23 protein-coding genes are annotated in these 24,681 nt (G+C 63.6%); 3 read left to right on the forward strand and 20 right to left on the reverse strand.

The window, feature by feature from the left end:
- Positions 1–137: 137 nt before the first annotated feature.
- Both QP802_RS09400 and lepA read right to left on the reverse strand, forming a co-directional pair.
- Entirely contained in the window at positions 138–3,065 is a 2,928-nt protein-coding gene (locus QP802_RS09400; protein ID WP_284818517.1) for a Rib/alpha-like domain-containing protein, read from the reverse strand.
- Positions 3,066–3,375: 310 nt separating this feature from the next.
- Positions 3,376–5,232 (reverse strand): translation elongation factor 4, encoded by a 1,857-nt coding sequence (lepA, locus tag QP802_RS09405; protein WP_070362058.1) that lies wholly within the window; start codon positions 5,230–5,232, stop codon positions 3,376–3,378.
- An 81-nt stretch (positions 5,233–5,313) separates the two neighbouring features.
- Here lepA and QP802_RS09410 point away from each other — a divergent pair, with 81 nt between their 5' ends.
- From QP802_RS09410 to QP802_RS09420, 3 genes are all read left to right on the forward strand, one after another.
- Positions 5,314–5,829 (forward strand): type II toxin-antitoxin system PemK/MazF family toxin, encoded by a 516-nt coding sequence (locus QP802_RS09410; RefSeq protein WP_070362057.1) that lies wholly within the window; start codon positions 5,314–5,316, stop codon positions 5,827–5,829.
- Positions 5,830–6,019: 190 nt separating this feature from the next.
- Positions 6,020–6,283 (forward strand): 30S ribosomal protein S20, encoded by a 264-nt coding sequence (rpsT, locus tag QP802_RS09415; protein ID WP_070362056.1) that lies wholly within the window; start codon positions 6,020–6,022, stop codon positions 6,281–6,283.
- Positions 6,284–6,381: 98 nt separating this feature from the next.
- The gene (locus QP802_RS09420; RefSeq protein WP_141742220.1) at positions 6,382–7,398 is read left to right on the forward strand and encodes a CE1 family esterase; all 1,017 of its coding nucleotides are present in this window, start codon (positions 6,382–6,384) and stop codon (positions 7,396–7,398) included.
- On the opposite strand, the gene QP802_RS09425 is transcribed toward QP802_RS09420, so the two are convergent.
- From QP802_RS09425 to QP802_RS09510, 18 genes are all read right to left on the reverse strand, one after another.
- Positions 7,385–8,029, reverse strand: a complete 645-nt coding sequence (locus QP802_RS09425) for a LysE family translocator (protein ID WP_284818577.1) — start codon at positions 8,027–8,029, stop codon at positions 7,385–7,387. The genes QP802_RS09420 and QP802_RS09425 overlap by 14 nt on opposite strands.
- Entirely contained in the window at positions 8,029–8,436 is a 408-nt protein-coding gene (locus QP802_RS09430; protein ID WP_284818520.1) for an ankyrin repeat domain-containing protein, read from the reverse strand. Before QP802_RS09430 ends, QP802_RS09425 begins: the two co-directional genes overlap by 1 nt.
- A gap of 15 nt (positions 8,437–8,451) precedes the next feature.
- Entirely contained in the window at positions 8,452–9,378 is a 927-nt protein-coding gene (holA, locus tag QP802_RS09435; RefSeq protein ID WP_070362053.1) for a DNA polymerase III subunit delta, read from the reverse strand.
- A gap of 5 nt (positions 9,379–9,383) precedes the next feature.
- Positions 9,384–11,018: a ComEC/Rec2 family competence protein gene (locus QP802_RS09440; protein ID WP_284818522.1), complete on the reverse strand. Its 1,635-nt coding sequence runs from the start codon at positions 11,016–11,018 to the stop codon at positions 9,384–9,386.
- Between the two features lie 3 nt (positions 11,019–11,021).
- Complete coding sequence (locus QP802_RS09445; protein WP_407933413.1) at positions 11,022–11,681, reverse strand: ComEA family DNA-binding protein; 660 nt, start codon at positions 11,679–11,681, stop codon at positions 11,022–11,024.
- A gap of 127 nt (positions 11,682–11,808) precedes the next feature.
- Complete coding sequence (locus tag QP802_RS09450; RefSeq protein ID WP_284818526.1) at positions 11,809–12,606, reverse strand: DegV family protein; 798 nt, start codon at positions 12,604–12,606, stop codon at positions 11,809–11,811.
- Positions 12,607–13,245 carry a histidine phosphatase family protein gene (locus QP802_RS09455; RefSeq protein WP_284818528.1) on the reverse strand — a complete coding sequence of 213 codons (639 nt, stop codon included), beginning with the start codon at positions 13,243–13,245 and terminating at the stop codon, positions 12,607–12,609. It lies immediately after the preceding gene.
- Positions 13,246–13,249: 4 nt separating this feature from the next.
- Complete coding sequence (gene rsfS / locus QP802_RS09460) at positions 13,250–13,720, reverse strand: ribosome silencing factor (RefSeq protein ID WP_070478390.1); 471 nt, start codon at positions 13,718–13,720, stop codon at positions 13,250–13,252.
- A gap of 56 nt (positions 13,721–13,776) precedes the next feature.
- Entirely contained in the window at positions 13,777–14,418 is a 642-nt protein-coding gene (gene nadD / locus QP802_RS09465; protein ID WP_256000919.1) for a nicotinate-nucleotide adenylyltransferase, read from the reverse strand.
- 4 nt (positions 14,419–14,422) lie between these two features.
- Positions 14,423–14,839, reverse strand: coding sequence for a hypothetical protein (locus QP802_RS09470; protein ID WP_284818530.1), 417 nt, complete (start codon positions 14,837–14,839; stop codon positions 14,423–14,425).
- Between the two features lie 28 nt (positions 14,840–14,867).
- A complete protein-coding gene (locus QP802_RS09475; RefSeq protein WP_070478481.1) occupies positions 14,868–15,797 on the reverse strand; it encodes a cutinase family protein in 930 nt (309 codons plus the stop codon).
- Positions 15,798–15,895: 98 nt separating this feature from the next.
- Positions 15,896–17,161, reverse strand: coding sequence for a glutamate-5-semialdehyde dehydrogenase (locus QP802_RS09480; RefSeq protein ID WP_284818532.1), 1,266 nt, complete (start codon positions 17,159–17,161; stop codon positions 15,896–15,898).
- Positions 17,161–18,069, reverse strand: coding sequence for a D-isomer specific 2-hydroxyacid dehydrogenase family protein (locus tag QP802_RS09485; protein ID WP_070478395.1), 909 nt, complete (start codon positions 18,067–18,069; stop codon positions 17,161–17,163). Before QP802_RS09485 ends, QP802_RS09480 begins: the two co-directional genes overlap by 1 nt.
- Positions 18,070–18,090: 21 nt before the next feature.
- Positions 18,091–19,227 (reverse strand): glutamate 5-kinase, encoded by a 1,137-nt coding sequence (proB, locus tag QP802_RS09490; RefSeq protein ID WP_284818534.1) that lies wholly within the window; start codon positions 19,225–19,227, stop codon positions 18,091–18,093.
- A gap of 17 nt (positions 19,228–19,244) precedes the next feature.
- On the reverse strand, positions 19,245–20,765 hold the full coding sequence (gene obgE / locus QP802_RS09495; protein ID WP_284818536.1) for a GTPase ObgE: 1,521 nt from the start codon (positions 20,763–20,765) through the stop codon (positions 19,245–19,247).
- Between the two features lie 112 nt (positions 20,766–20,877).
- Positions 20,878–21,198, reverse strand: coding sequence for a 50S ribosomal protein L27 (gene rpmA, locus QP802_RS09500; protein ID WP_071567666.1), 321 nt, complete (start codon positions 21,196–21,198; stop codon positions 20,878–20,880).
- Between the two features lie 25 nt (positions 21,199–21,223).
- On the reverse strand, positions 21,224–21,529 hold the full coding sequence (rplU, locus tag QP802_RS09505; RefSeq protein ID WP_071567665.1) for a 50S ribosomal protein L21: 306 nt from the start codon (positions 21,527–21,529) through the stop codon (positions 21,224–21,226).
- A 200-nt stretch (positions 21,530–21,729) separates the two neighbouring features.
- A complete protein-coding gene (locus QP802_RS09510; protein ID WP_479684164.1) occupies positions 21,730–24,405 on the reverse strand; it encodes a translation initiation factor IF-2 N-terminal domain-containing protein in 2,676 nt (891 codons plus the stop codon).
- Between the last annotated feature and the right edge of the window lie 276 nt (positions 24,406–24,681).

A 24,681-nucleotide genomic window follows, 5' to 3' on the forward strand; every position in this document is an offset into this window, starting at 1 on the left:
AGCATAGACAGGCGCTGAGTGCATAACTACGAGACAAAGTCCCTCGTGATGCACTCCAACAAAACATCCGCAGCCCCCGAAAAAGGGATTACTACCATCCTGTTACTACCTTTTAGGTTTTACGGCCGAGCCTCACCTCATCGATGCAGCACCCCGGGCAGCTTCAACATACCCGTGTGCAGCCCGAACGCGACAGCACCACCGATCAACACCGCCAAGATTCCGAGCACGATACCAACGATGCTGCCCGTCGAGGAGCCTGGCGTAGGTGCTGCCGTCGGTTTCGCTTGAACAGTCATTTTCGTTTCGTTGCCGGCAGCATCACGAACCTTCACGACGTCCCCCGCACGCAACGGCCGCGACAACCGGAGACTCCACCTCTTTTTGTTGTTCGCCTGCACAGCCGACTCGCCCTGACCTGTTACCGACACTGTTAGCCTCTGCCCCGCATGGTCAGCGCCACCTCGGAGCTCTGTCACCCCCTCAACGAGGGCATCCAAAGTCGGTGCCTTCGTTGTCCGCGGGGCGGACGGTTTCGTGGTCGCGGTTGTCCGCGGGGCGGAACTTTCAGCGCTCGACGGAGCAGGCCTAGTTGTCCGCGGGGCGGACGGTTTGGTCGTTGCGGTTGTCCACGGCGTGGACTTCGGAGCCGGCCTCGTAGCCGACGGTTTCGTGGTCGTGGTTGTCCGCGGGGCAGACGGTTTGGTCGTTGCGGTTGTCCGCGGCGTGGACTTCGGAGCCGGCCTCGTAGCCGACGGTTTCGTGGTCGTGGTTGTCCGCGGGACGGACGGCTTGGTGGTCGTGGTTGTCCGCGGCGCGGAACTTTCAGCACTCGACGAAGCAGGCCTAGTTGTCCGCGGCGTGGACTTCGGTGCCGGCCTCGTAGCCGACGGTTTCGTGGTCGTGGTCGTGGTTGTCCGCGGCGCGGACGGTTTCGTCGTTGCGGTTGTCCGCGGCGTGGACTTCGGAGCAGACGTCGTGGCTGACGGTTTCGGCTTCGCGGTTGTCCGCGGCGCGGACGGTTTCGTCGTTGCGGTTGTCCGCGGGGCGGACGACTTGGTGGTTGCGGTTGTCCGCGGAGAGGTCTTCGGAGCAGACGTTGCAGTTGAAGGCTTCGGCTTCGCGGTTGTCCGCGGCGTGGAACTTTCAGCACTCGACGGAGCAGACGTAGTTGTCCGCGGCGCGGACGGCTTCGACTTCGGAGTAGACGTCGAACTAGGCGCTACACTCGGCACCACACTCGGCGCCGAACTCGACGGCGTGGCCTCAGCCTCAGCTGCGGACACTGTCACAGCGACAGTAACCGTCTCGGTGGACTGGTCCGGGTAGGTAACCAAAACCGGGACGTCGTGGCGCCCGGCCTTTGTCCCGGCGGGCGGTGCGACAGTGAGGGAACCGTCGGAGGATACGGTGACCCAATCTTGTGTGTGGGCGTCGCGGGCGAAGCTGATGTCGTCAGGCGCGGGACGACTTGTGGGGGCGAGTGTGGGTGACGGCGCCGTGGTGCGCTTCCCTGCCTCGACGGTGATTGGTTGCCATTCCGGCTGGTAGTCCTCGGCGAGTGGTTTGGCGCTGACTGAGAATTGCGCGGAGTCCACAATTTGGGACTCGAGCATCAATCGACCCTGGAAGGTGGCGCCGTCGGGGGTGTCATCGGGGACGGTGAAGGTGCAGGTGTTGAGGTTGTCGTCGTTGCAGGCGCCGACGATTTCGCCTCGTGCGTTGGTCCACTCGATGTCGGCGGACTGGCCAAGTGCGGAAACCATTTCTACGAAGGGGTGCACGTCGGCTCCAGGCGCGGCGCGGTGCAGGCCGGTGGAGGCGCTGAGGTGGAGGCGGGGGTCGGAGGCGTCGGGGACGAGGGCGAAGTGGACGCCGTCGGCGGCGAAGATGCCTTCCGCGCGGTACTGGGCTGCGGGGAGTACGGAGTGTTCGCCGGCGGGGCCAAACATCGGCACGGACCATCCCGAGTACGCCGGGAGCACCTGCTGCGTTGGCCCAGAGTGCTTCGAGCCTGCGACGACGAAGCCGTACAGCGAGTCTTCGGTTACGCGGCCGCTGAATCGCACGGTGTAGTGGCCGTGCTCGACCTTGGCCATCACGGTTTCAGCGATCGCTTCGGGGTGTTCGCGCAGGTATGCGGCTTGTGCGCGGGAAAGCTCGGCAGGGTCTGCGATGTCGCCGGTGGCCTCGCTGAGCTTTTCGACGCCCTCTTCGCTCAACCGGCTCATCACCACGTAGTGGCCGTCGCCATCTTGGCCTTCGGTTTTGCGCGGGAATCCGTCTTCCTGGTTGATACTGGACCAGTACACCGCGCCGGAGACTGAGTACTGTGGTCGATCTCCGGCGGGGCCGTGCTCGTCGAGTTGCCACTCAGCGCGCGGGCGGGCGAACGCGAAGGGGGCGTCGGCGGTGGAGGGTTGTTCGGAGGCGTAGATGTGGGCGTGCGTCAGTGCGGAGCCTTCGATGACTTTGGCGCCGAGTAATTCGTCGGTGTCGGGGCTCATGAATCCGACACCGGAACCTGGTCCCTGGCGCAGCGTGACCAGGGTGTTGCCAGCGGGGCCTTGCTGGTTGGGGCGCAGCCACAGCTTGTAGCGGGTCCGTTTGCCTCCAGATTCCGGGGCGAAGCGGTGCAGGGCGCCTTCGGAGTCGACCCAGTCGAGGTTGTCGAAGACGAAGTAGCCTTCTCCCGGAGGGGTGCCGTCGGCAAGTGTGTGGGTGCTCGCAGTGAACACTGGCGACGCCGGGGACGTGTTGTCCATCCACTGCAGGTAGACGGTGTAGCCGTTTCCAAGTCCCTGCTGTTGTGCATTCAGCGAGTAGGCGTCCGTAGCCAGCACTGCGCGGCCCTGCACGACTCCCTGCACCTGCTGCTGCTCGATCTGCTCCAACGAGGTGACGCGGCCGGCGGCGATGGCGTCATTTTCAGATTGTGCCTGCTCTACAGCGGGGTGCGGGTCCGCCGCGAGAGCGGGCGCGTCGTTAAGCGCGAGTGAGCAGATGATGGTTCCGGCGATCAGCGCACGTCGGCGGGCGGCGCGGGACGCTCCAAAGTTTCGCATGAGGGGTGTCCTTTCGGAGGCAATAAAATCGCCCTGATGCTACTTCAAAGTTTCCCGAAAACACGCATCCTAATTAGCCCGACAAAAACATATGAAACACGGTAGACAATTCTCCTGCCTGCACGTTTACGAGCTGTCACACCTTGGCCCATTCAGTACATTTTCAGCGCCTGGTCACAAACAGGCGCCGCACACTAACGAAACTTCAAGGTCACAAAAACATCCACCACGCACTCGCGCGGTGGATGCCTCACAAAGAATATAGACCGTAAATTGCGTGGTGATTTCCACCACACTCGGCGCTGAGGGGCTACGCCTCGTCGGTCGACAGCGCCGCGACGAACGCCTCCTGCGGCACGGTGACCGAGCCGATCGCCTTCATACGCTTCTTACCGGCCTTCTGCTTCTCCAGCAGCTTGCGCTTACGCGAAATGTCGCCGCCATAGCACTTGGACAACACGTCCTTGCGCAGCGCACGGATGTTTTCACGCGAGATGATCTTCGAACCAATCGCCGCCTGCACGGGGACCTCGAACTGCTGGCGTGGGATGAGCTCCTTGAGCTTCTTGGTCATCTTGTTGCCGTACCACTGCGCGGAGTCCTTGTGCACGATCGCGGAGAACGCGTCCACGGGGTCACCCTGCAGCAGGATGTCCACCTTGACCAGGTCCGCTTCCTGCTCGCCGGCGTCCTCATAGTTCAGGGAGGCGTAGCCCTTGGTGCGGGACTTGAGCATGTCGAAGAAGTCGAAGATGATCTCGCCGAGCGGCATGTAGTAGCGCAGCTCGACGCGGTCCTCCGAGAGGTACTCCATGTTCTTCATGGTGCCGCGCTTCGACTGGCACAGCTCCATCGTGGTGCCGACGAACTCCTGCGGGACGATGATTGTCATGTTGACGATCGGCTCATACACCGCCTGCAGCTTGCCACCTGGCCAGTCGGATGGGTTGTGCACCATCTGCTCCGAACCGTCCTCGGCGATCACGCGGTAGGTGACCGACGGCGCGGTGGAAATCAGGTCCAGGTCGAACTCGCGCTCGAGGCGGTCGCGGGTGATCTCCATGTGGAGCAGCCCCAGGAAACCACAGCGGAAACCGAAGCCCAGCGCCACGGAGGTCTCTGGCTCCCAGGTCAGGGAGGCGTCGTTAAGCTGCAGCTTCTCCAGCGACTCGCGCAGCGCCGGGAAGTCCTCCTGCGAGACCGGGAACAGGCCCGAGTACACCATCGGCTTGACCTCTTCGAAGCCGTCGAGTGGCTCCTCTGCGCCCTTGTTAGCCCAGGTCACGGTGTCGCCGACGCGGGTTTCGCGCACATCCTTCACGCCGGTGATCAGGTAGCCGACCTCGCCGGGGCCGAGCCCCTTGGTCTTCTTCATGGTTGGCGAGACGACGCCGATCTCGAGGATCTCGTGGCGCACGCCGGTGTTCATCATCTGCACTTGCTGGTTCGGCAGCAGCTTGCCGTCCATCATGCGGATGTAGGTAACGACGCCGCGGTAGGTGTCGTAGACGGAGTCGAAGATCAAGGCGCGGGCTGGCGCGTCGGCGTCAAACTCTGACGACGGTGCCGGGATTAGTTCGACGACCTTATCCAGAAGCTCCGGGACGCCCTCACCTGTCTTGCCGGATACGCGCAGCACGTCCTCCGGCTCGCAGCCGATGATGTTGGCGATCTCCAGCGCGTACTTCTCCGGGTCGGCTGCCGGTAGGTCGATTTTGTTGAGGACCGGGATGATTTCCAGGTCATTGTCCATGGCCATGTACAGATTCGCCAGGGTCTGGGCTTCGATGCCCTGGGCGGCGTCGACAAGCAAGATTGCGCCCTCACACGCCTCGAGTGCGCGCGAGACCTCGTAGGAGAAGTCGACGTGGCCCGGCGTGTCGATCATCTGCAGGACCATCTCCTGCCCCTCGTACTCGCCGGAGCGCGGTGTCCATGGCAGGCGCACGTTCTGGGCCTTAATAGTAATGCCGCGCTCGCGTTCAATATCCATATTGTCCAGGTACTGATCACGCATCTCACGGGCCTCGACGACATCAGACAGCTGCAAAATGCGGTCCGCGAGCGTGGATTTTCCGTGGTCAATGTGGGCAATAATGCAGAAGTTTCGGATCCGCTCCGGGTCCGTGAACGTGGTTTCCGCGAAATTTCGTTTTTGGGCAGCCATAATTGTGCCACTCTACCTCGCAGTGCCCCATTTCGAAACACAACCTTGCCCAGGCCAGGCAAAACACTTAAAGTTTGCACCATGGTTTTCTGGCGCAAGCTTCAACAGCAACGGCGTGCCTCCCTCGAGGAGGGGCTCGCGCTGCTCAACGAGCGCCTCGGGCTCACCCCCGGCACCAAGACCCGCACCACCGCCACGCGTATCGACGTCCAACCTACGGAGCAACACGCCCGGAACCTGTATTACGGTCCGGACATGGACGGCAACGCCGAGCCCGGCGAGGTCGTGTGGGCGCTCGTGCCGTCGACTCCCCCGGAGGAACGCGCGATGCTCGTCGTCGGACGCGACCACCACGATGTTCTCGCCCTGCTCATCCACTGCGGCGAGGAGCCGGTGTCGGACCCTGCGTCCGCCACTGAGGAGTGGCTCGGCATCGGCACCGGGGACTGGGACGCCTCCGGTCAGCCCGGCTGGCTGCGCCTGGACCTGCTGCTTGTCGTGCCGGAGGCAAGTATCCACCGGCGAGGCGCCACCCTCCCCGCTCGGCGCTTCGATCGCGTGGCGAACCGGCTGCGCGACACCTACCACTGGACCTAGTAAGCCTGCCACTTGCCCCGTTTCTCGTGGTGGGGTATCTTAGTCGAGTTGTTTGTATCCGGTTTCGGGTGCGTGATCTACGCGGGCAGGACCTTGGGTTCGCGTCAAGTTCAAAGCATTACGCAGCAACAGCCCGTTGCCGAATCTTCGACATTGCAATCGATACCAACTTATTTAAGAGGTGCACATTATGGCTAACATCAAGCAGCAGAAGAAGCGCGTTCTCACCAACGAGAAGCGTCGCGTTCGCAACAAATCCGTCCGTTCCGCTGTCCGCACGGAGATCCGTAAGTTCCGTGAGGCTGTTGAGTCCGGCGACAAGGCTGCCGCTGAGAAGCAGCTCCGTTTCGCTTCCCGCAAGCTGGACAAGGCTGTGTCCAAGGGCGTGTTCCACCGCAACAACGCGGCGAACAAGAAGTCGAACATGGCTCGCGCTCTGAACAAGATGGCCTAAGCTTTTCGCGCATAGCAATCCTGTGCCCCGGCTCCGTCCGGTGCGCAGGATTTTTTGCATTCGTAACATTGCTGGATCTGCTCTACGATACTGAATTTGTGAAGAACTATCGTCGTGCGCTTTGCGCAGCAGTAACAGCTACAACTCTGACGTTGGGCGCCGTAGCGGTGGCCCCTGAGCAGTCCGCCGTCACCCCTACCGCTCAGGCGCAGCAGATGCCTGACCTACGTCAGCTCCAGAAGATGTTGAACCCGCAAAACATTCGGTTGGACCGGCTGGCGCTGCTCGTCGGCCTTGTCGCGGCCATTGTGATTTTGGGCCCGGTCACCGGCACGATCGGCTCCTCGCACGAGCCGGGCCGCCGCGGTTCCCAGGAGCGCCGCACCGTCAATGCTGATGGCCTGTCGCGCTCCTACAATGTGGTGTTGCCTTCGGGCTATGAGGAAGGAAAGTCCTACCCCGTCATCATTGGTTACGGCGGGTGGCAGCACACCGCCGACCAGATGCAGGGCTACGCCCACCTCGAGTCCGCTGCTGCGGGCCGCGCCATCGTCGTCTACGCCGAGGGCGAGTCCCAGGCTTGGGCGGGTGCACCGTACGCACGTACGTCGACGCGCGAGGACATTGCATACACCCGCGCGATTATCGACGACCTCGTCGAGAACTTCGGCGCCGACCGCAACCGCGTGAGCGCCGTCGGACTTTCCAACGGCGGTGGCATGGTGGCCTCGCTCGCCTGCCACGCCCCTGAGCTTGTCAACGGTATCGCCTCTGTGGCGGGCGCCTATTACAACCCGACCGTCGAGGGCTGCAAGAGCGGTTCCGTGCCGACGCTCATCATGCACGGCACCAACGACAACGTCGTCGGCTACGACGGCGGTAACCGCCACGGCAAGCCGTTCCGTTCCGTCAACGACGTGTTCAACCTGTTCATGGACAAGAACGGCTGCATCGCGGGCTCCGCCACCGAGACCCGCCTGGGCAACGTCACCACGTTGAGCCCTGCCTGTGGCGCCCGAACTGAGCTGCAGCGCGTCGAAGGTGGCGGCCACACGTGGTTCACGGATCCATCTGCAAGTACCGCCACCGTGGACTTCCTGCTCAGCCTGCGCTAAGCAGACCACGCACCACGAGGAGCGCGCCAACAACGCAGAAGAAGCCGCCGGAGCCCATATCGATTGCGGGCCCGGCGGCTAGTAATTTGCGCCGCACCCGGTTCGTAGACACCACCTGCGTGAGCACGCCGAACAGGATGAACGAGCTGGCCCACAGCGACAAGATCACCACAATCTGCGTTGCCCACGACGGACTAGCTGGCAGCAGTGGCGCAATCATGGCGGACAACGCCAGCACGATTTTCGGGTTCGCCAGGTTGGTGGACAGCCCCCGAACAAAGCTCGTGCGCAGGCTGCCGAGCCGCTGCTCTGCTTCCTCGAGGGAAAGCGGTGGGTTGCGCCGGTCGCGCCAACCCTGGCGCACCGCGTTGATACCCATCCATACCAGATACGCTCCGCCGATCACCTGCACTACCTGCAGCGCGCGCGGCACGGCGGTCAGCAGCGCCGCCGCACCGAACACGGTCAGCGAGCACCACCACAGCACACCGAGCTGGATTCCGCACGTCGTTGCCCACGCGTGCGGCCGCGAGCGCGTCGCGGTACGCGTGACCAGGATGACGTCGGGCCCAGGCGCGGCTGCACCAACCAAGTTCAGACCGACAATGACCGCGAGATCTGCCGGCGCGATCACCGCTGCGTGCCCTGAAGCAGGTCGATGAGGTCCTCACGGCCGAACATGCTCGCTGTGTCGATGGCGTTTGGGGTGCCGATGGTGGCGTCGGCACCCGCGTTGATAAGTGCACGGGCGATGTCGTCTTCTTTCTTGAAGATCGTCCCTGCCAGCGGGCTTTGCCCGCGCGCGTTCAGCGCGTTGACGTCTGCGCCGCGCGCGATGAGCCCTTCGGTCAGGGCGAGGTGCCCGGAGTAGCCGGCGAGCATCAACAACGAGTTTCCGTCCTGGTTCGCCAGATTGACGTCGACGCCCTGGTCAACGTAATCGAGCAGGGTTGCCTCGCCGCCACGCGCCATCTGAAAGAGGCGGGTGGCGAAGGCTTGAACGTCTTCGGGGATCTCGTTCGGTTGTTGCTGCGTCATAGTTTTCCTACGCTATCACGCGAGTTGGGCAATCCTGCGGACTGCTTCTTCCACCGCGTACTCCGGCTCCCCACCATTGCCCTTCACCGTAGACTCCAGCTCAGCGACGATGATGACGGCTTGCGACACCGCATCACCCGACCACTGGCGCGCAACGTTCATGGTCTTCTTCACCACAAAGGGGTGCATCCCGACCGTTCGCGCGAGCTGGTCCGGGTTACCCCGCACCCCGTACAGCTTGGCGATGTCCCCGACCTTGTGCGCGAGCGCCGCCGCGATCGCCACTGGACTCGTGCCCAGCTGCAGTGCCCGGCGCGTGGAGGCGAGCGCGCGGTCGGCGCGCCCGGCGATGGCCTGCTCCGCGATGTCGAAGCCCGCGACTTCCGCCACGCCCGTGTAGTAGTTGCGCACAGCGTTTACGTCGACTTCCCCGTCGGTGTCCGCCACGAGCTGGCTCACCGCACTGGCGAGTTCCCGCAGGTCAGAGCCGACGGATTCGAGCAGCGCAGCGACAGTGTCCGGGGTTGGGCGCTGCCCGTAGCGCCTAAACTCCTGGGTGAGCCACGAGTGCCGGTCGCGGTCGCGCAGCGGGTTCGCGCGGTGGACCTCGGCAATCTTTTCGAACTTCTTCACATAGGCTTTTTGACGCCCACCTCCGGAGTGCTCGATGATCAGCGTCATACCGGGCGCCGGGTCCACGCAGGCGCGCAGCAGGATCTCGAGCGGTTCCTTGCCTGCCAGCTCGGTGTTCTTGATCAGCACGATGCGTTCCTCGGCGAACAGTGACGGGCTCGTCGCCATGGCCAGCTCGCCTTCGGTGACGTCGCCTGCGCGCAGGGTGGTGCGCTCCGCAGCTGGGCTGAGCTGGGCAATGATGGCTTTGGTGGCGCGTTCGGCGAGGAACTCGTCTTCCCCGAGGACCAGGTGCACTGGGTTGAGCATGCTTCTTAGCGTAGCTGTTGCCTCCCATCTGCGTAGAGGACGGGCACCGCTCCCCGGTTGGGGAAGATGACGGGGATGCCGTCCGGGGTTGCTGCCGGCCGCTTGGGCGCGCTGCCTTCTTCCAACACCACAACGAGCTCGGTGCCTGGCGGGACGGGGAGGATGTCGTCTTTGGTGGCCACGACGTGGCTGCGGAGCGTCGCGGGATCCACAACGGTGCCTCGTGGCCACGCGAAACAAGCGCTTGCTACCACCGCGCAGGTCAGGCACAGCGCCAGTGTCCGGCGGCGCCACGGCACAAGCAACAGCACGGCGACCACCCACCCGTAGCCGATGAGCACCGTCACCGGGTTCGCAGCGACTGTGGCGGCGGGCAGCGCCGCTCCACGTTCAGCCACAGTGTGGACCCACCAGGTCAGCGGGGAGATCACCCACAGCACGATCGCCTCAAGACCTCCCGGCAGCACCGCCAGCACCACCGCGCACAGCCCGAGCACCGTCACCAGGGGCGTGACGGGGGCCACCAGCACGTTCGCGCCAACAGAGACCAGCGAGACCTGCCCCGCCATCGCGGCCACGAGCGGCATCGTCGCAACGTCTGCGGCGATGGCGACCGCGACGGCGCGCACGAGGATGTCCGGCAACGCCGTCGGTGCCAGCGCCCTGTAGAACAGCGGGAAGAGCACCACGATGCCGACGGTCGCAGCCACCGACAGCGCAAACCCGTAGTGCATCGCCAGGTCAGTATCGAAGAAAATAAGCGCAATCACCGCCAGGCACAACGCGTGAATAACCTCCGTTTGACTCGACGCCACCACCGCAACGAGTCCCACCAGCCCCATCACCGATGCCCGCAGCACGCTCGGCTCCAGCCCAACGAGCAAGGCGAACACCGCCAACGCAGCACCCGCTGCAACGAGCCTGCCGTAGAGTCCGATGCGCAGCGCTGCAGCTACTACCACGGCGAACGTCGTCACAATGGCAACGTTCGAACCCGATACCGCCGAGAGGTGCGATAGCCCGGTAGCGATGTACGCCTGCTGCTCCGACGCCCCCTGCATCGAGGTGTCGCCCAGCACCATGCCCGGGATGAGGCCCTGCGAGTGTTCCCCGACGTGCTCGCGCACCGCATCGGCGAACGTTGCCCGCACGTGCTGCGCCCACCCGGATGCACCCGTCGGCCCGGCCAACGGCTCGACCGTGCCATTGACCGCCCACGGGTTCACGCCCACCCGCGACGACTCCGACACGGTGCCGTCCACCCGCACCGTCGCACCACTGACCACCCCATCGGGGACGCCGCCGCGGACAAACACCGGCAGCTCGGCGCCACCGCTCCCGACGCGCACGCGTACCAGCATCCCGCCAGAGGCAAGCTCCTTTGGGGCAGCGGTCACGGTGGCCTCCACCGGCAGGCGCAGCGTCCCCGCCCGCGCCACCGTGATGCGGACCCAGGCCACCACGACGGCCGCCACGCCACCAGAACCGACCAGCACCGCCTGGCCCACCGCACGCGCACACCCGCACAGCACTACCGCCACGGCAACTACAGCGAACCCCGCCCACGGCGCGAGGGCAACAGCCGCGATCGTCGCTATCCAGACGCACAGCGCCGTGGGCACCAGCCGAAGCTCCTGCACCGCTTACAGCCCCACCAGCGGCGCAATCGCCTCAAACTTCGCAGGGCCGATCCCCTTGACCTGCATCAGATCCTCGACCTTCTGGAACGGGCCGTTCGCCTCCCTGTGCGCTACAATCGCCGCCGCGGTCGCCTCCCCCACCCCGGGCAGCGTGACCAGCTCCGCGGCCGACGCCCCGTTGAGCGAAATCTGACCTGTCGCCTCCACAGCACCACCACCATCCCCACCCGGCACGGCAGGGCCTTCACCGATTGCGACGACGTGGAGCTGTTGGCCGTCGACAAGCACTTGAGCGAGATTCAACTGCAGCAAGTCCGCGTGGTCGAGCGGCTGCGCAATATCCAGCGCATCCGCCACGCGGGAACCCTGGTTCAGCGTCACCAGCCCAGGATTTGCCACCTCCCCCACCACCGCAACCACCACGCGCTCCGGCACATCGGTCGCAGTAGCAACGTTTTCCCAAACAGGTGCGTCCTCTTCCGCAACATCCGGTCCGCGGACCTGCACCACCGCCCACAGCACCAGTAGGCTCATCACAACCCCCATCACCGCGGCCGCCGGCTTCACCGGAACGTGCACGCGAGGAGTCGGGTACTTCACCTGCAGCAGCGCCTCCTCACCAGTCGGGCGCGTAAGCTCTTGAATCCGTTCACTGACCTGCATAACCACAGGCTAAAACCGGCGTCCTCGCCCCAACAGACCAAGCAAACCCGCTGTGGACAACCCCCAAACCGCACACCCCGTGCAGGCTACTTCTCCACAGTCGCAGCCAACCCCCTTGACAGCGCCGCTACGTGCGTGAACCAAACACGACCGACAGCCCGATCGCGCCGGGCCCGGTGTGCGCGGCAAGCACATCGACCATTGGCTCCACCAGCACTCGTGAGTGCCGCGGCAGCACCTCATCAAGCATGCCCGCCAGCTGCTGCGCGGACTCTTCCGCGTCCGCATGCTGCACCGCAGCAAACACCGGCTGGGAATCCGCACGCTCCAAAACAAGCTCCGTGAGCTTGGAAAACGCCTTCGTCTGGGTGCGAGTCTTGCCGGCTAACTCGAGCTTGCCGTTGTGCATCCGCAGAATCGGCTTCGTTGCCAGCAACGCCGCCGACAACACCGCAGTCCCCGTGGAAATCCTGCCAGACTTGCGCAACCAGTCCAGCTGGTGCAGGTAGCACCACGTCTCCGAGCGCTTCAGCGTGGACGAGGCCATCGCTTCTACCTCGTCGAGGCTCGCCCCCTCGCGCGCGACGGTCGCCGCGGCCATCGCTGCCGCTCCGACCGCCATACCAACGGTACTGGTGTCGAGCACCCGCACGTTCCCCGGGAACACCCCCGAAGCAGAAACCGCCGCGGACCAGGTGGAAGAAAAGTGCTTCGACAGGTGTAGAGCTACCACGCCATCGTCCCCAGAGCGCTCGAGCTGACGCCCGTAAGCCGCTGCGAGTTCCAAGGCCGACAGCCCGCTCGTCGATACTTCATCGTCTTCGACATGCTCCATGACGTGCAGCGGGAGCACCGTAATGTCGAGCTCACTGGCAATATCAGCTGGCAAACCCGCCGAGGAATCAACAACAACCCGTACCGACATTTAGACCGTCAACCCCTGGTTCCACGCCTCGAGGTACCACTGCACGCCAGTGTCCGGCTCGCCGTAGCGCGGCAACGCCTGCAGCTGCGCAAAGTTCGCGTTACGCAGGCTCTTCATCATCGGGTACTGCGAGATCTCCAGGTCCAGCAGGCTCGACGTCAGCGCCGCGATCGTACCTCCGTGGGCGACAAGCAGCACCGCCGCGTCATCCCACTCGTCGAAGTGCTCCATCAACTCGTCAACAACCGGGCGTGCCCGTTGCGCGACGTCAATCCGGCTCTCGCCTTCCGGCGGCGCCCACGTTGGGGTATTGCGCCAGTGGGCGCGAACGCTGCCGTCGGCACCATCGACCTCGGCGTGTGTCTTGCCCTGCCACTGCCCGAGGTGCGTCTCGCGCAGGCGCCCATCATAGGTCACCGGCAGCTCGAGGTGCTCCGCAACGATCTGCGCCGTGACTGCAGCCCTGCTCAGGTCAGAAGCCACAATCTTGGCGACGCCCATTTCTGTCAACACCGGCGCAATGTTTCGCGCCTGCTGCCTCCCCTCTTCCGACAACTCCGTGTCGAGTTGCCCCTGCATCCTCGACGTGGCGTTATACGTGGTTTGGCCGTGTCGCAGCAAGATGAGTCGTCGCGCCATGGTGTTAGAACTCGTCCTCGTCCTCAGGGGCATCGCCCGCCAACGGAAGGTCTTCAATCTGCTGCGCCGAACGCACACTCTCGCCGTCCGCGAACGCACCAGGGCGTTCGTAGGCTGGTAGGCCCTCCACGCTAATTGCCGGGCAGTCTGCGTACAGGCGGTCCAGGCCGTAGAAGTCCCGCTCCGGGCTGCGCTGCACGTGCACCACGATGTTGCCGTAGTCCAGCAGCACCCAGCGGTTTTCGCGAACGCCCTCGCGGCGCTTCGGCTCGAAGCCGGCGTCGGTCATGTCGTCCTCAATCTCCTGGACGATCGCGTTTACCTTGCGTTCGTTGTCCGCGGAGACAATCACAAAAATATCGGTAATGCCGATCACGTTCGACACATCGATGACGCCGATGTTCTCGCCGAGCTTCTCGTCGGCGGCCTTCGCGGCGATCGCGGCCTGATCAAGAGAGATCTGCAGAGCAGTCAAGTACTCAGTCCTTCGTCAGTAATGAAAAATAGCAGTAACGCGCCTATTGTCCCACGCTAAGGGCGCTGTTCGCCACTTGAACGATATAGGTCGTTTTTCGCAATGTACTGCACCACGCCATCTGGCACCAGGTACCACACCGGGCGGCCTTCTTTGGCGCGCTCGCGGCACCCCGTGGACGAGATCGCCATCGCAGGAATCTCAATCAAATGCACCTGCTCCTGCACGTCTTCGGGCAAGAAGGCCTCGCTCAGCTCGTAGCCGGGGCGCGTCACGCCGACAAACTGTGCCAGGTCAAACATCAGGTCCCAATCGCGCCACGACATTATCGACGCCAAAGCATCCGCACCCGTGATAAAGAACAGTTCCGCCTGCGGCAACAGGGCGCGCAAATCCCGCAGCGTGTCCAGGGTGTAGGTCGGCCCCTCTCTGTCAATGTCTACCCGAGAGACCGAGAACCTCGGATTCGAGGCAGTCGCGATGACCGTCATGAGGTAGCGATCTTCAGAGTCGGTGATCTGCCGATCCGCCTTCTGCCAGGGCTGACCCGTCGGCACAAACACGACCTCGTCAAGGTCAAAACGGTCGGCGACCTCGCTCGCGGCCACGAGGTGGCCGTTGTGGATCGGGTCGAAAGTACCGCCCATGACGCCCACTCGTCGGGCGTCGCGCAATGATGCTGCTACGGCCTCTGCCACGTGCTTACCCGATCCAGACGTTCGCCTGCTCGAAAGCGAGCCAGAACGCTGTAAGCCCCACGCCAACAATTGAGCCAAGCACAATGAGCAGGATGCCCCACCACGGCAACTTCTCCTTGCCTTCTGGGGATGAATCTGGGCGCTGCTTCATCGATGACATCGAGCTGGCGTTGAGGTCTTCACACACCGGCTTGCCATGCTCGTCAAGCACTGGGATGCGCTGCCCGTTGGCGTCGACAAGTACGTTGCCCTTGCCATCCGTCCGGAACTGGCACTTCTGCGACTGGATGTATACCCCGCGTGACGGCGTCGGCACCGCCACGCCTGCTTCAGTCTCCTGAGCCTGCGCAACCGACACCCCACTGGTCAACAGCGTCGCTGTTACAAGAGCGCTACACGCTGCCCGCTTCCACGAAACCATGACTGTGTCCTTATCCTTCCTTCAACTCTTAGCGGTACCGAACCTGATCAACAAAGCGACCAAAAGAGTCTGCCACCTGGTCATCCCAACGGTTCCACCGCAGGAAGTACTGGCCGTGGGTACCGCCCGTCGGGGCAGCGGCCCGCAGGACCTGGACGGAAAGATCGCACACTGCATCCAGCGGCAAGCAGTAGTTGACCTTGTTGCGGGTCGCACCCGCGGTGCGAGTGTTAAACGGCAGGAAGCCGAGCATGCCGCCTGCACCGCCGTTTGCCACGCCCACCGTGCCAGCATCACGCGCGGCAGTCATCGGGTTGCCAAAGTAGACAACGCCCGCCAGCTTGCCGCGGCGTGCCAGCTCACGCTCGTGCTCCAGCAGGATCATCGCGCCCTGTGAGTAGCCGGACAGCACGTACTTCGGATGGCACCCGCTCGCGCGTTCGTAGTCGTTCACCAGCGCCATCACGCCAGTGCGCCCAATGTTGACGGAGTCCATAAAGTCCGTGCCAGCCTGTCGCGCCATCGTAAACAACGGCACCGCGTACTGGATAGCCAAACCCAGCGCCTGCAGCAGCGTCGCGGGTGCTGCGACGGAAGGGACATCATAATCCGGGTAAATCGCTGGGTAGTAGCGCGGCTCCATACCGAGGACTTCCACGTCCTTCATCAGGGAGTTCCCGCCGTGAGTGGCACGGTAGCGCGACTCCGAATAGCGAAGGAAAGCGCGAATGGTCTCCCCCTCCCAACCATTCGAGGTCCACGGGGCTTCCCCGGCATAGCGTGTTCGGTAAATCTGGTTATTCTGACCGGAGCCGCGTGCAGCGATTACCGCGACCGAAGGGCACCGCTGCTGGGCGGTCGCTTCCTCCGTCGGCAGCACGGGGGTAACCACCGCAGCTGCTGCTGCGGCGAACGCAACTGCAGTCACGGGTAGCCGACGACGGAAAAACGTACGCATTTTGCGGAACACTATGCACCTTCTCTATGGATGAGTCACACCTTGGACTCCGGGTGTGAAGAAACTGCGCATTAGTGTAGCCCGCCCACACCATTTTCCTAACTTCGAGTCTGCCCGCTGCCCTCCAGGATCCACTTCGTGCTTGTCAGTTCAGGCAGCGCCATTGGTCCACGTGCGTGCAGTTTCTGGGTAGAGATCCCGATCTCTGCACCCATGCCGTATTGCTCGCCATCCGTAAACGCGGTCGAGGCATTGAGCATGATGGCTGCCGAATCCACGTGGTCCGCGAAGTACTGCAGCACGCGCGCATCGGTGGCGACCACGGCTTCTGTGTGCCCCGAGGAGTAGCGTGCGATGTGCTTCGCGGCCCCCTCAACGCCGTCGACGACGGCGACGGCAACGTCCATCGAAAGGTACTCCTCCGCCCAATCGTGCTCGTCGGCCTCGACTACGTCGCAAGCCCCGAACGCACCAAGTGCTGCCGGGTCCCCGTGGACGGTCACGTCGGCGTCCTGCAGTGCCTTTACGACGGCCAGCTTGTCCGCATCCGGCAACGCCGCGTCAAGCAGCACCGTTTCGGTCGCGTTGCACACCGACACCCGGCGCGTCTTGCCATTGACGACAATGTCGGTCGCCTGCTGAATGTCCGCTGAAGCATCCACGTATACGTGGCAGTTGCCAGTGCCGGTCTCGATGGTTGGCACGGTTGCTTGGGTAACGACGGCGTCGATAAGCCGGGCGCTGCCGCGCGGAATGACCACATCGACGAGGCCGCGTGCCGTGATGAGCGCGGTGACGGAGTCGTGCGAGTCGCTCGGCAGCAGCTGGACCGCCTCGGTTGGCAGCCCCTCCTTCGCCAGCACGTCCTGCAGCACCGCGACCAGCGCCGCGTTCGAATGCGCCGCCGACTTCGAACCACGCAGCAGTGCCACGTTGCCTGACTTCAGCGCCAGGCCAAACGCATCGACCGTGACGTTCGGGCGGGCCTCGTAGACCATGCCCATCACGCCGAGCGGCACGCGAACCTGGCGCATCCGGATCCCGTTGTACATCGTGCCGCCGCGCACCACATCCCCAACTGGGTCGTGGAGGCTCGCGACCTGACGCAGTCCGTCCGCGATGCCCGCGATGCGTTGCTCATCCAGCGCGAGCCTGTCTACCAACGCTTCGTCCATGCCAGCCGCGCGGCCTTCCTCGATGTCGCGGGCGTTGGCCTGCAGAATCTCCGCAGTACGTGCTTCCAGCGCCTGCGCCGCGTGCTGCAGCACAGCGTTTTTGCGGACGGTCGGTAGCGTCGCGATCACCGGCGCCACCTGCTTCGCAGCCTTCGCCAACTGCAGTACCTGAGCTTCGATAGTCGTCATTAGTATCCTTCCTCCACATCAATCTGCGTCGGCAACGGGCGGCCCTCTTGCAGTGCCTCCCAGTTTCGGCGTGTCAGTTCACCCACGCGCGCTTGCATGTAGCGCGGGATGTTCGCGGTGTGCGGGGTAATCAGGCAGCGGTCCATCTGCCACAGCGGGTGATCCTCCGGCAGCGGCTCAGGGTCCGTCACGTCCAGGCCAGCGCCAGCAATCGTGCCATCCTGCAGGGCCTTGGTCAGCGCCTCCGTATCAATCAGTGGGCCACGGCCAACGTTGACCACCACCGCGTTCGGCTTCATCGCGCGCAGCACCTCCGCGTTGACGAGGTGGTGCGTCTGCTTCGTCAGTGGCGCGATGAGCACGAAGTAGTCCGCCTCCGACCACACATCCTGCGCCTCGGACATCGCCACGGTGCGTTTGGCCCCCGGCACCGGGTTGCCGGAGCGGTTCACCGCAATAATCTCCGGCCCGAACGGCTCGAGGAAGCGGATCAGCATCTTACCGATGCCACCCGCCCCAATCACCGCGACCTTCTTGTTGTCGAACAGGTAGTCCGTCTCCTCGTTGAGCTGCCTGTCGTTCCACTGCGGCGTCACCGCCTTGTGCCGGTGCAGCACCCCCAACAGCAGCGCCAGTGCCGCCTCGGCCACAGTGTCGTCGTATATCCCAGCGGCATTAGCCACCGGCACATCGACATCGAGCACCCCTGCCTCTACCAGCTTTTCGACGCCCGCATACGCCACCTGCACAAGCTTCACGCTCGGCGGTAATTCCTCTGGGAAATCTTCCGGATTCCCGCGAAACACCAACACGTCTGGAGACTCGTCGAGGTCCACAAACGTGTGGCCGTGATCTGTCAGGTCATCGACGACTGCGTCCCAAGGTTTCGGTAAGAATGCAAATTTCATGCACCCCAACCTAGCGTGTATTTACAGACGGGTGGCGAAATTTGATAAATAGTCGGCGTGCACGACGGGTTTGCGCTGCCCTTCCGGCAGCTCATCCGTGTGCTTGCCCAGCATGCCGGCAAGCTCCGCGGCATCATACGCAACCTCGCCGCGCCCGACGGCTTCCGAGTCGGGCCCCAGGATCTCCACGATGTCACCGGCGTGGAAGTCCCCCTCGATGTCGGTGATACCCACCGCGAGTAAGCTCGTGCCCCCACTGGTGACGGCCTGCACGGCGCCTTTATCCAGGCGCAGCACGCCTTCAGCGTCCGCGGCGTAGAGCGCCCAGAATTTCCATGCCCTAAGCGTTGACTGCTCACGGGTGTGGAATACGGTTCCGCAGCTTGCGTCCTGCAGCGCCTGCGAGATTTTGGTCGCGCTGGTCAGCAGCACTGGCACTCCGCCGCGGGCTGCGAGCCGCGCCGCCGACACCTTCGCCGCCATCCCCCCGGTCCCGAGCGCACCACCGTCACCGGCCACGACGCCCTCGAGGTCAGCGCCGGTGCGGACCTCAGAGACAAAGCGCGCGCTCGGGTCGGCCGGGTTGCGGTCGTAGAGGCCGTCGACGTCTGAAAGCAACACGAGCGCATCGGCTCCGATGAGCGTCGCCACAATCGCCGAGAGCCTGTCGTTATCGCCGAAGCGCATCTCGGAGGTCGCCACCGTGTCGTTCTCGTTCACGATCGGCACAGTGCCCAGCTGCCGCAGCCTGTCGATCGTGCGCTGGGCGTTCCGCGCGCGCTCCCGCACGCCGGCATCGGCCTGCGTCAGCAGCACCTGGCCCACCGTGCGGCCATGCCTGGCGAAGGAGGCACCCCACTCCTGCGCGAGGTGCACCTGCCCCACCGCTGCAGCCGCCTGCTTCGTCGCAAGGTCGCGCGGGCGCGTTCGCAGCCCCAGAGGGCTCATGCCCGCCGCGATCGCGCCGGAGGACACCACCACGACGTCCGTGCCCGCATCCATGCGGTCCACCAGCGCATCAACGAGGCGGTCAATCTTGACCCTGCTCACCGAGGAATCCTCATTGACCAGTGAGGAGGTACCAAGCTTGACGACGACCCGCTTCGCACCAGCAATGTGCTCGCGAAGCTGCGCCTCCGAAGTTGTTGCTGCGTTCATAGCAGCTCAGTGTAGCGCTAACCCTGCCAACGTTCCCGGTCGGCTGTCTCCCCGTCGCCGAAATCGAACTCGTCGATAAGGCCGCGGCGCGCCTGAGACGCGCGCTTGCGCTCCGATGCGGACGCGCGCGTGGTGTCGTAGAGTCGGGCGTCCTGGCCACGTCCCGCCATGGTTGGGTCACCCGCTCGCGATGGCTCCCAATCAAACGAGATCTCGCCGATGGTGACGGTGTCGCCCTCCTTCGCGCCGATCTTGCGCAACTGGTCCTCCACGCCGGCCTTGTTCAGGCGGTCCGAGAGGTAGCCGACCGCCTCGTCGTTTTCGAAGTCGGTCTGGCGAATCCAGCGCTCCGCCTTCTCGCCAGTGACCAACCAGCCGCCCGGCCACATCGGGTCAGCAACTACTTCGATGCCGCCCTCCTGCGCGTGCCCACGGCGCCTTGGCACAACCGCCTTCGGCCGCAGTACCTCCGTAGGAGTTGCCTTCTCGGCTTTCACGCGTCGCTTCCTGGCACGCTCCACGATGTTCCACAGCGCCCACTTCAGCGGGTCAAGGCCCTCGCGGGTCGCGGTGGAGATCATGTATACATCCCAGCCGAACTTTTCCTTGATGTCATCCTCCAAGAACTCGGCGAGCTCCCGGGCCTCCGGCACGTCCATCTTGTTCAGCACAACGATGCGAGGGCGCTCACGCAGGTCACCGAGACCAGAGTCCAGGTCAAGCTGGTCGGCGTAGGAGTCAAGCTCGTGCTCGAGCGCCTCAATGTCAGAAATCGGGTCGCGCCCCGGCTCCATCGTGGCCACGTCCACGATGTGCGCGAGCACCGCGGTGCGCTCGATGTGGCGCAGGAAGTCCAGACCCAGGCCCTTGCCCTGGCTCGCCCCCGGGATGAGGCCTGGCACATCCGCAATGGTGTACGTGTCATCGCCGACGTTGACCACGCCAAGGTTCGGAGCGAGCGTCGTAAAGGGGTAATCCGCGATCTTCGGCTTCGCAGCCGAAAGCACCGAGATCAGCGACGACTTCCCCGCCGATGGGAAACCAACCAGCCCCACATCCGCCATGGACTTCAGCTCGAGGATCAGATCATGGGCCTCACCCGGCTCGCCTTTCAGCGCAAAACCTGGAGCCTTCCGCTTCGCGGTAGCCAGCGCCGCATTGCCCAAACCACCGAAGCCGCCCTCCGCAGCAAGGAAGCGGGTGCCCGGGACTGTCAGGTCGGCAAGGATCTCGCCGTCCTCACTGCGCACCACGGTGCCCACGGGAACCTCGAGGATGAGGTCTTCCCCTCGAGCGCCGTTGCGGTGGTCGCCTTCGCCGTTGCCGCCTCGCTTCGCTTTGACGTGCGGACGGTACTGGAAGTCCAACAGCGTGTGCACCTGGTTGGACACCTCCAGCACGATGTCACCGCCGTGGCCGCCGTTACCACCATCCGGGCCGCCGAGGGGTTTGAATTTTTCGCGGTGGACAGAGACACAGCCATGTCCGCCGTCACCGGCCTGGAGGTGCAGCACCGCGCGGTCAACAAATTGGGCCATTAGTTCCGCCTTCCTTGCAAAAGAGTTCTAGTAATGGAGGGTACCGGGTTGTGGGAAAGAAAAACACCGCGCACCCGGTCGGGGTGTGCGGTGTTTCAAGTATTGCTACGGGTTACGCAGTTTCCTGTGCGACGCCAGCTGCCTCTGCAGCCTCGAGCACCTCTGCCGAAACGCCTTCGCCGTCCGCTGGGACGATGTTGACGATGCGACGGTTGCGCTTAATGCCGAACTGGACTGCGCCAGCTGCCAGTGCGAACAGCGTGTCGTCGCCACCGCGGCCGACGTTGTCGCCTGGGTGGAACTTGGTGCCGCGCTGACGAACGAGGATCTCGCCCGCCTTTACCTGCTGACCACCGAAACGCTTCACACCGAGGCGCTTCGACTCTGAGTCACGACCGTTCGAGGAGCTTGATGCACCCTTCTTCGTTGCCATTGTCTATTTCTCCTTAGTGCAAGTCTTACTTGATAGCAGTGATCTTGATGGTTGTCTGTGGCTGACGGTGGCCCTGGCGGACCTTGTAGCCGGTCTTGTTCTTGTACTTCAGAATGTCGACCTTCTTGCCTTTGCCGTGCTCGACAATCTCAGCCTCAACAGAAACCTTGGACAAAGCATCAGGGCCTGCGGTGACATCCGCGCCATCGACGAGCAGAACCGGGGTGAGGGCAACCTTGTCGCCCGCTTCACCCTCGATCTTCTCGACCTTGACGAGGTCGCCTTCGGCAACCTTGTACTGCTTGCCGCCAGTCTTGACGATCGCGTACATAGAGGGTTACCCCTTATCTAAACTCGTTGTGTCTCCCCGCATGCATAGAAGACAGTTGGTACAGTTCTCTAGCGCTTTGTGGCCTTTCGTGTTCCACCGTGCCTGCATGCGTAAACGGCGCGGCTTCACAGCCCAAAACAGCGACTGTCAAATACTACACAGAAGCGGGTGCGATTATCAAACCGCACCCCTCTGTCCCTCTATTTGGAAGAGGTTCGGCGTGTCGCGCGTCGCCGCCTGCGCCGCGCACTCGCCTTCGACTCCTGTTTCTTCGTCGCAGGCTTGGTTGCCTTCTGCTTCGTTTCCTTCGCCTTCGGTTGCTCCTGCTGCTGCGGCTGGGACGTCTTGCGCACTGCGCGCCGACGCCCGCGCCGGCGAGGAGACTCCGTCACCTTCACCTTCGGCTGCTCTTGCGCTTCCTCGGGTGGAGCTTCCTTCGCAGGTTCCTTAACGTGCTCCTGGCGTTCAAAGTCTTCACGCTTTGGCTTGTGGTCCGAACGGGAGTTACCGCGGGTCGCTCGCTTCCGGCGCGGGGAGCGCTCGAAGGCGTCGACGGCCTCCTCGTACGTCTGCTCAGGCTTGCCCTTCTCCTGAGCGTGCTCCTGCGGCTTGTCCTGTGGCTTGTCCTGTGGCTTGTCCTGTTCCTGCGCGCGCCCACGCCCGCGGCTCGTGCCTCGACGTCCACGGCGGCGCGAACCAGACTCGCGCTTGGAGGATTCACCTACTGTAGGCGGCTTCGGCTCGTCGTTGCCCTCATGTGCTTCACTCTCTTCGGACACAACCGAGCCGACCAGCTCGTCGATCGCCTTTTCGTCCAGCTTGCTGCGGCGCTTCTCCTCCGCCTTCTTGTTGGAACGCTCGCCGTTCGACTTCCCGCGACGCTTGCCGCGGCCACCGCGGTGCTGCAGGTCATCTTCCTCCGGGTTGTACGTCGCGTGCTCTACAGGCTCCTCGGTGATGATCACACCGCGGCCACCACAGCACTCGCACGGCTTGGAGTAGGTCTCAAGCAGACCATCGCCGAGCTTCTTGCGGGTCAGCTGCACCAGGCCGAGCGAGGTGACCTCGGAGACCTGGTGGCGGGAGCGATCACGGCCCAGCGTTTCCTTCAGGCGACGCAGCACCAGCTCCTTGTTTTCATCCAGGATCATGTCAATGAAGTCGATGACCACCATGCCGCCGATGTCGCGCAGGCGCAGCTGGCGGACGACTTCCTCCGCGGCCTCCAAATTGTTCGCGGTGACCGTCTCCTCGAGGTTGCCGCCGGAGCCAGTGAATTTGCCGGTGTTGACGTCAATCACCGTCATGGCCTCGGTGCGCTCAATAACGAGCGTGCCGCCCGACGGCAGCCACACCACGCGGGCAAGCGCCTTCTGGACCTGCTCGTCGATGCGGTGCTCCGCAAAGGCGTCGGCACCGTCGTGTTCGGAGCGGTCAAACTTGGTCACGCGGTCCAACAGGTCAGGCGCGACGGACTGCAGGTAAGCGTGCGCAATGTTGTAGGACTTCTTGCCGTCGATGATCAACTCAGAGAAGTCCTCGTTGAAGACGTCGCGGACGACGCGGACGATCAGGCGCGGCTCTTCGTAGAGCAGCACCGGGCGCGAGCCCTTCCCGTTCTTCGCGGCTTCTGCCTTTTCCTGCACCATTTCCCACTGTTTGTGCAGGCGCTGGACGTCCTCAGCAATCGCTTCCTTCGACATGCCCTCGGCAGCCGTACGAATAATCGCCCCACCCTTGCCAGGCACAACCTCGTTGAGGATGCCCTTGAGGCGCTTGCGTTCGGTGACGGGCAGCTTGCGGGAGATCCCAGCGTTACGGCCACCCGGCACGTACACGAGGAAACGTCCGGCCAGCGAAATGTGCGTTGTCAGGCGAGCACCCTTGTGCCCGTTAATATCCTTCGAGACCTGCACCATCACCTGGTCGCCGGACTTCAGCGCGTGCTCAATCCTGCGCTTCTTTCCGCCAAGCTTCGCAGCCTTCCAGTCAACCTCGCTGGCGTAAAGCACCGCGTTGCGCCCGGTTCCGATGTCGATGAACGCCGCCTCCATGCCCGGCAGCACGTTCTGGACACGGCCCATGTAAATATTGCCGATGATCGACGCGTTATCGTCCGTGGACACAAAGTGCTCCGCAAGCAGCCCGTCTTCCAGGACCGCTACCTGCGTGATGCGGCCTGGGCCGTCGTTGCGGTCGCGCTCGCGCACCACCATCGTGCGGTGCACCGACTCGCGCCGCGCAAGGAATTCCGCCTCAGAAACAATACGGGAGCGCTGGCGCTCCGCTTCTCGACGCTCACTCCGCCGACGACGCTGCGCCTCCAGACGGGCGGAACCGCTGATCCCCTTCGGCTCGTCAATAACCTCGACCTTAGGTTCTTCCTCTTTGGGCTCCTCAACTTCACCCTTCGGTGCGGCATCCTCATCCGCTTCCTTCGGTTCGGAGGTGCGCACTGCTCGGCGGCGCTTTGGACGCGTCGGCGCCTTGAAGATCGGCGCGTATTCGACCGTTGCTTCCTCTTCAGGTTCGGGCTCCGGCTCTTGTTCGGGCTCCGGCTCTGGTTCAGGCTCTGGTGTTGGTTCCTGCTCTGGCTCGTCGGCGACCTCGAAGGTGGCATCCACCTTCTCCTCGATCTGGTGGATTTCGTTTTCTACGTCCTTGCGCACCCGCTCGCGGATCTTTTCGTCGCTACTGTCTTTCGACTTCTTCGCCTCAGCTTCATCCGCGGGCTGCTGCAGCGCATCGATGACCTTCTCGGCTTCCTCCCGAGTAACCGAGGACTGCGCAACCTTTGTAATTCCCAACTCAGTCAGCGCGACGACAACGTCCTTCGATGCCACCCCCAACGCCTTCGCGAGCTGGAACACCCGCATTTTGTCTTTCAGGGTTGATCGATCAAAGTCCTGAATTTCGGTATGAGATTTTTTCGCCACGTACGTGCTCCTATATTTTTGCATCTGCAAGCTGCGTCAACCGGGCGCGAAGCCGTTGCCGCTGCCACACGGCTGACACACGTTCCTACAGAAAGTTGTAAAAAGCTTGCCTCCATTGTGACACACGACGCCGACTGCGCCTATTTCAACGTCGCCGCCTACACAACAAAACCGCCCACCCTGCCATACACAGCAGGATGGGCGGCTGAAGCGTGG

The sequence above is a fragment of the Corynebacterium sp. UMB10119B genome (assembly GCF_030228125.1).
Classification (GTDB): Bacteria; Actinomycetota; Actinomycetes; order Mycobacteriales; family Mycobacteriaceae; genus Corynebacterium; species Corynebacterium pseudogenitalium.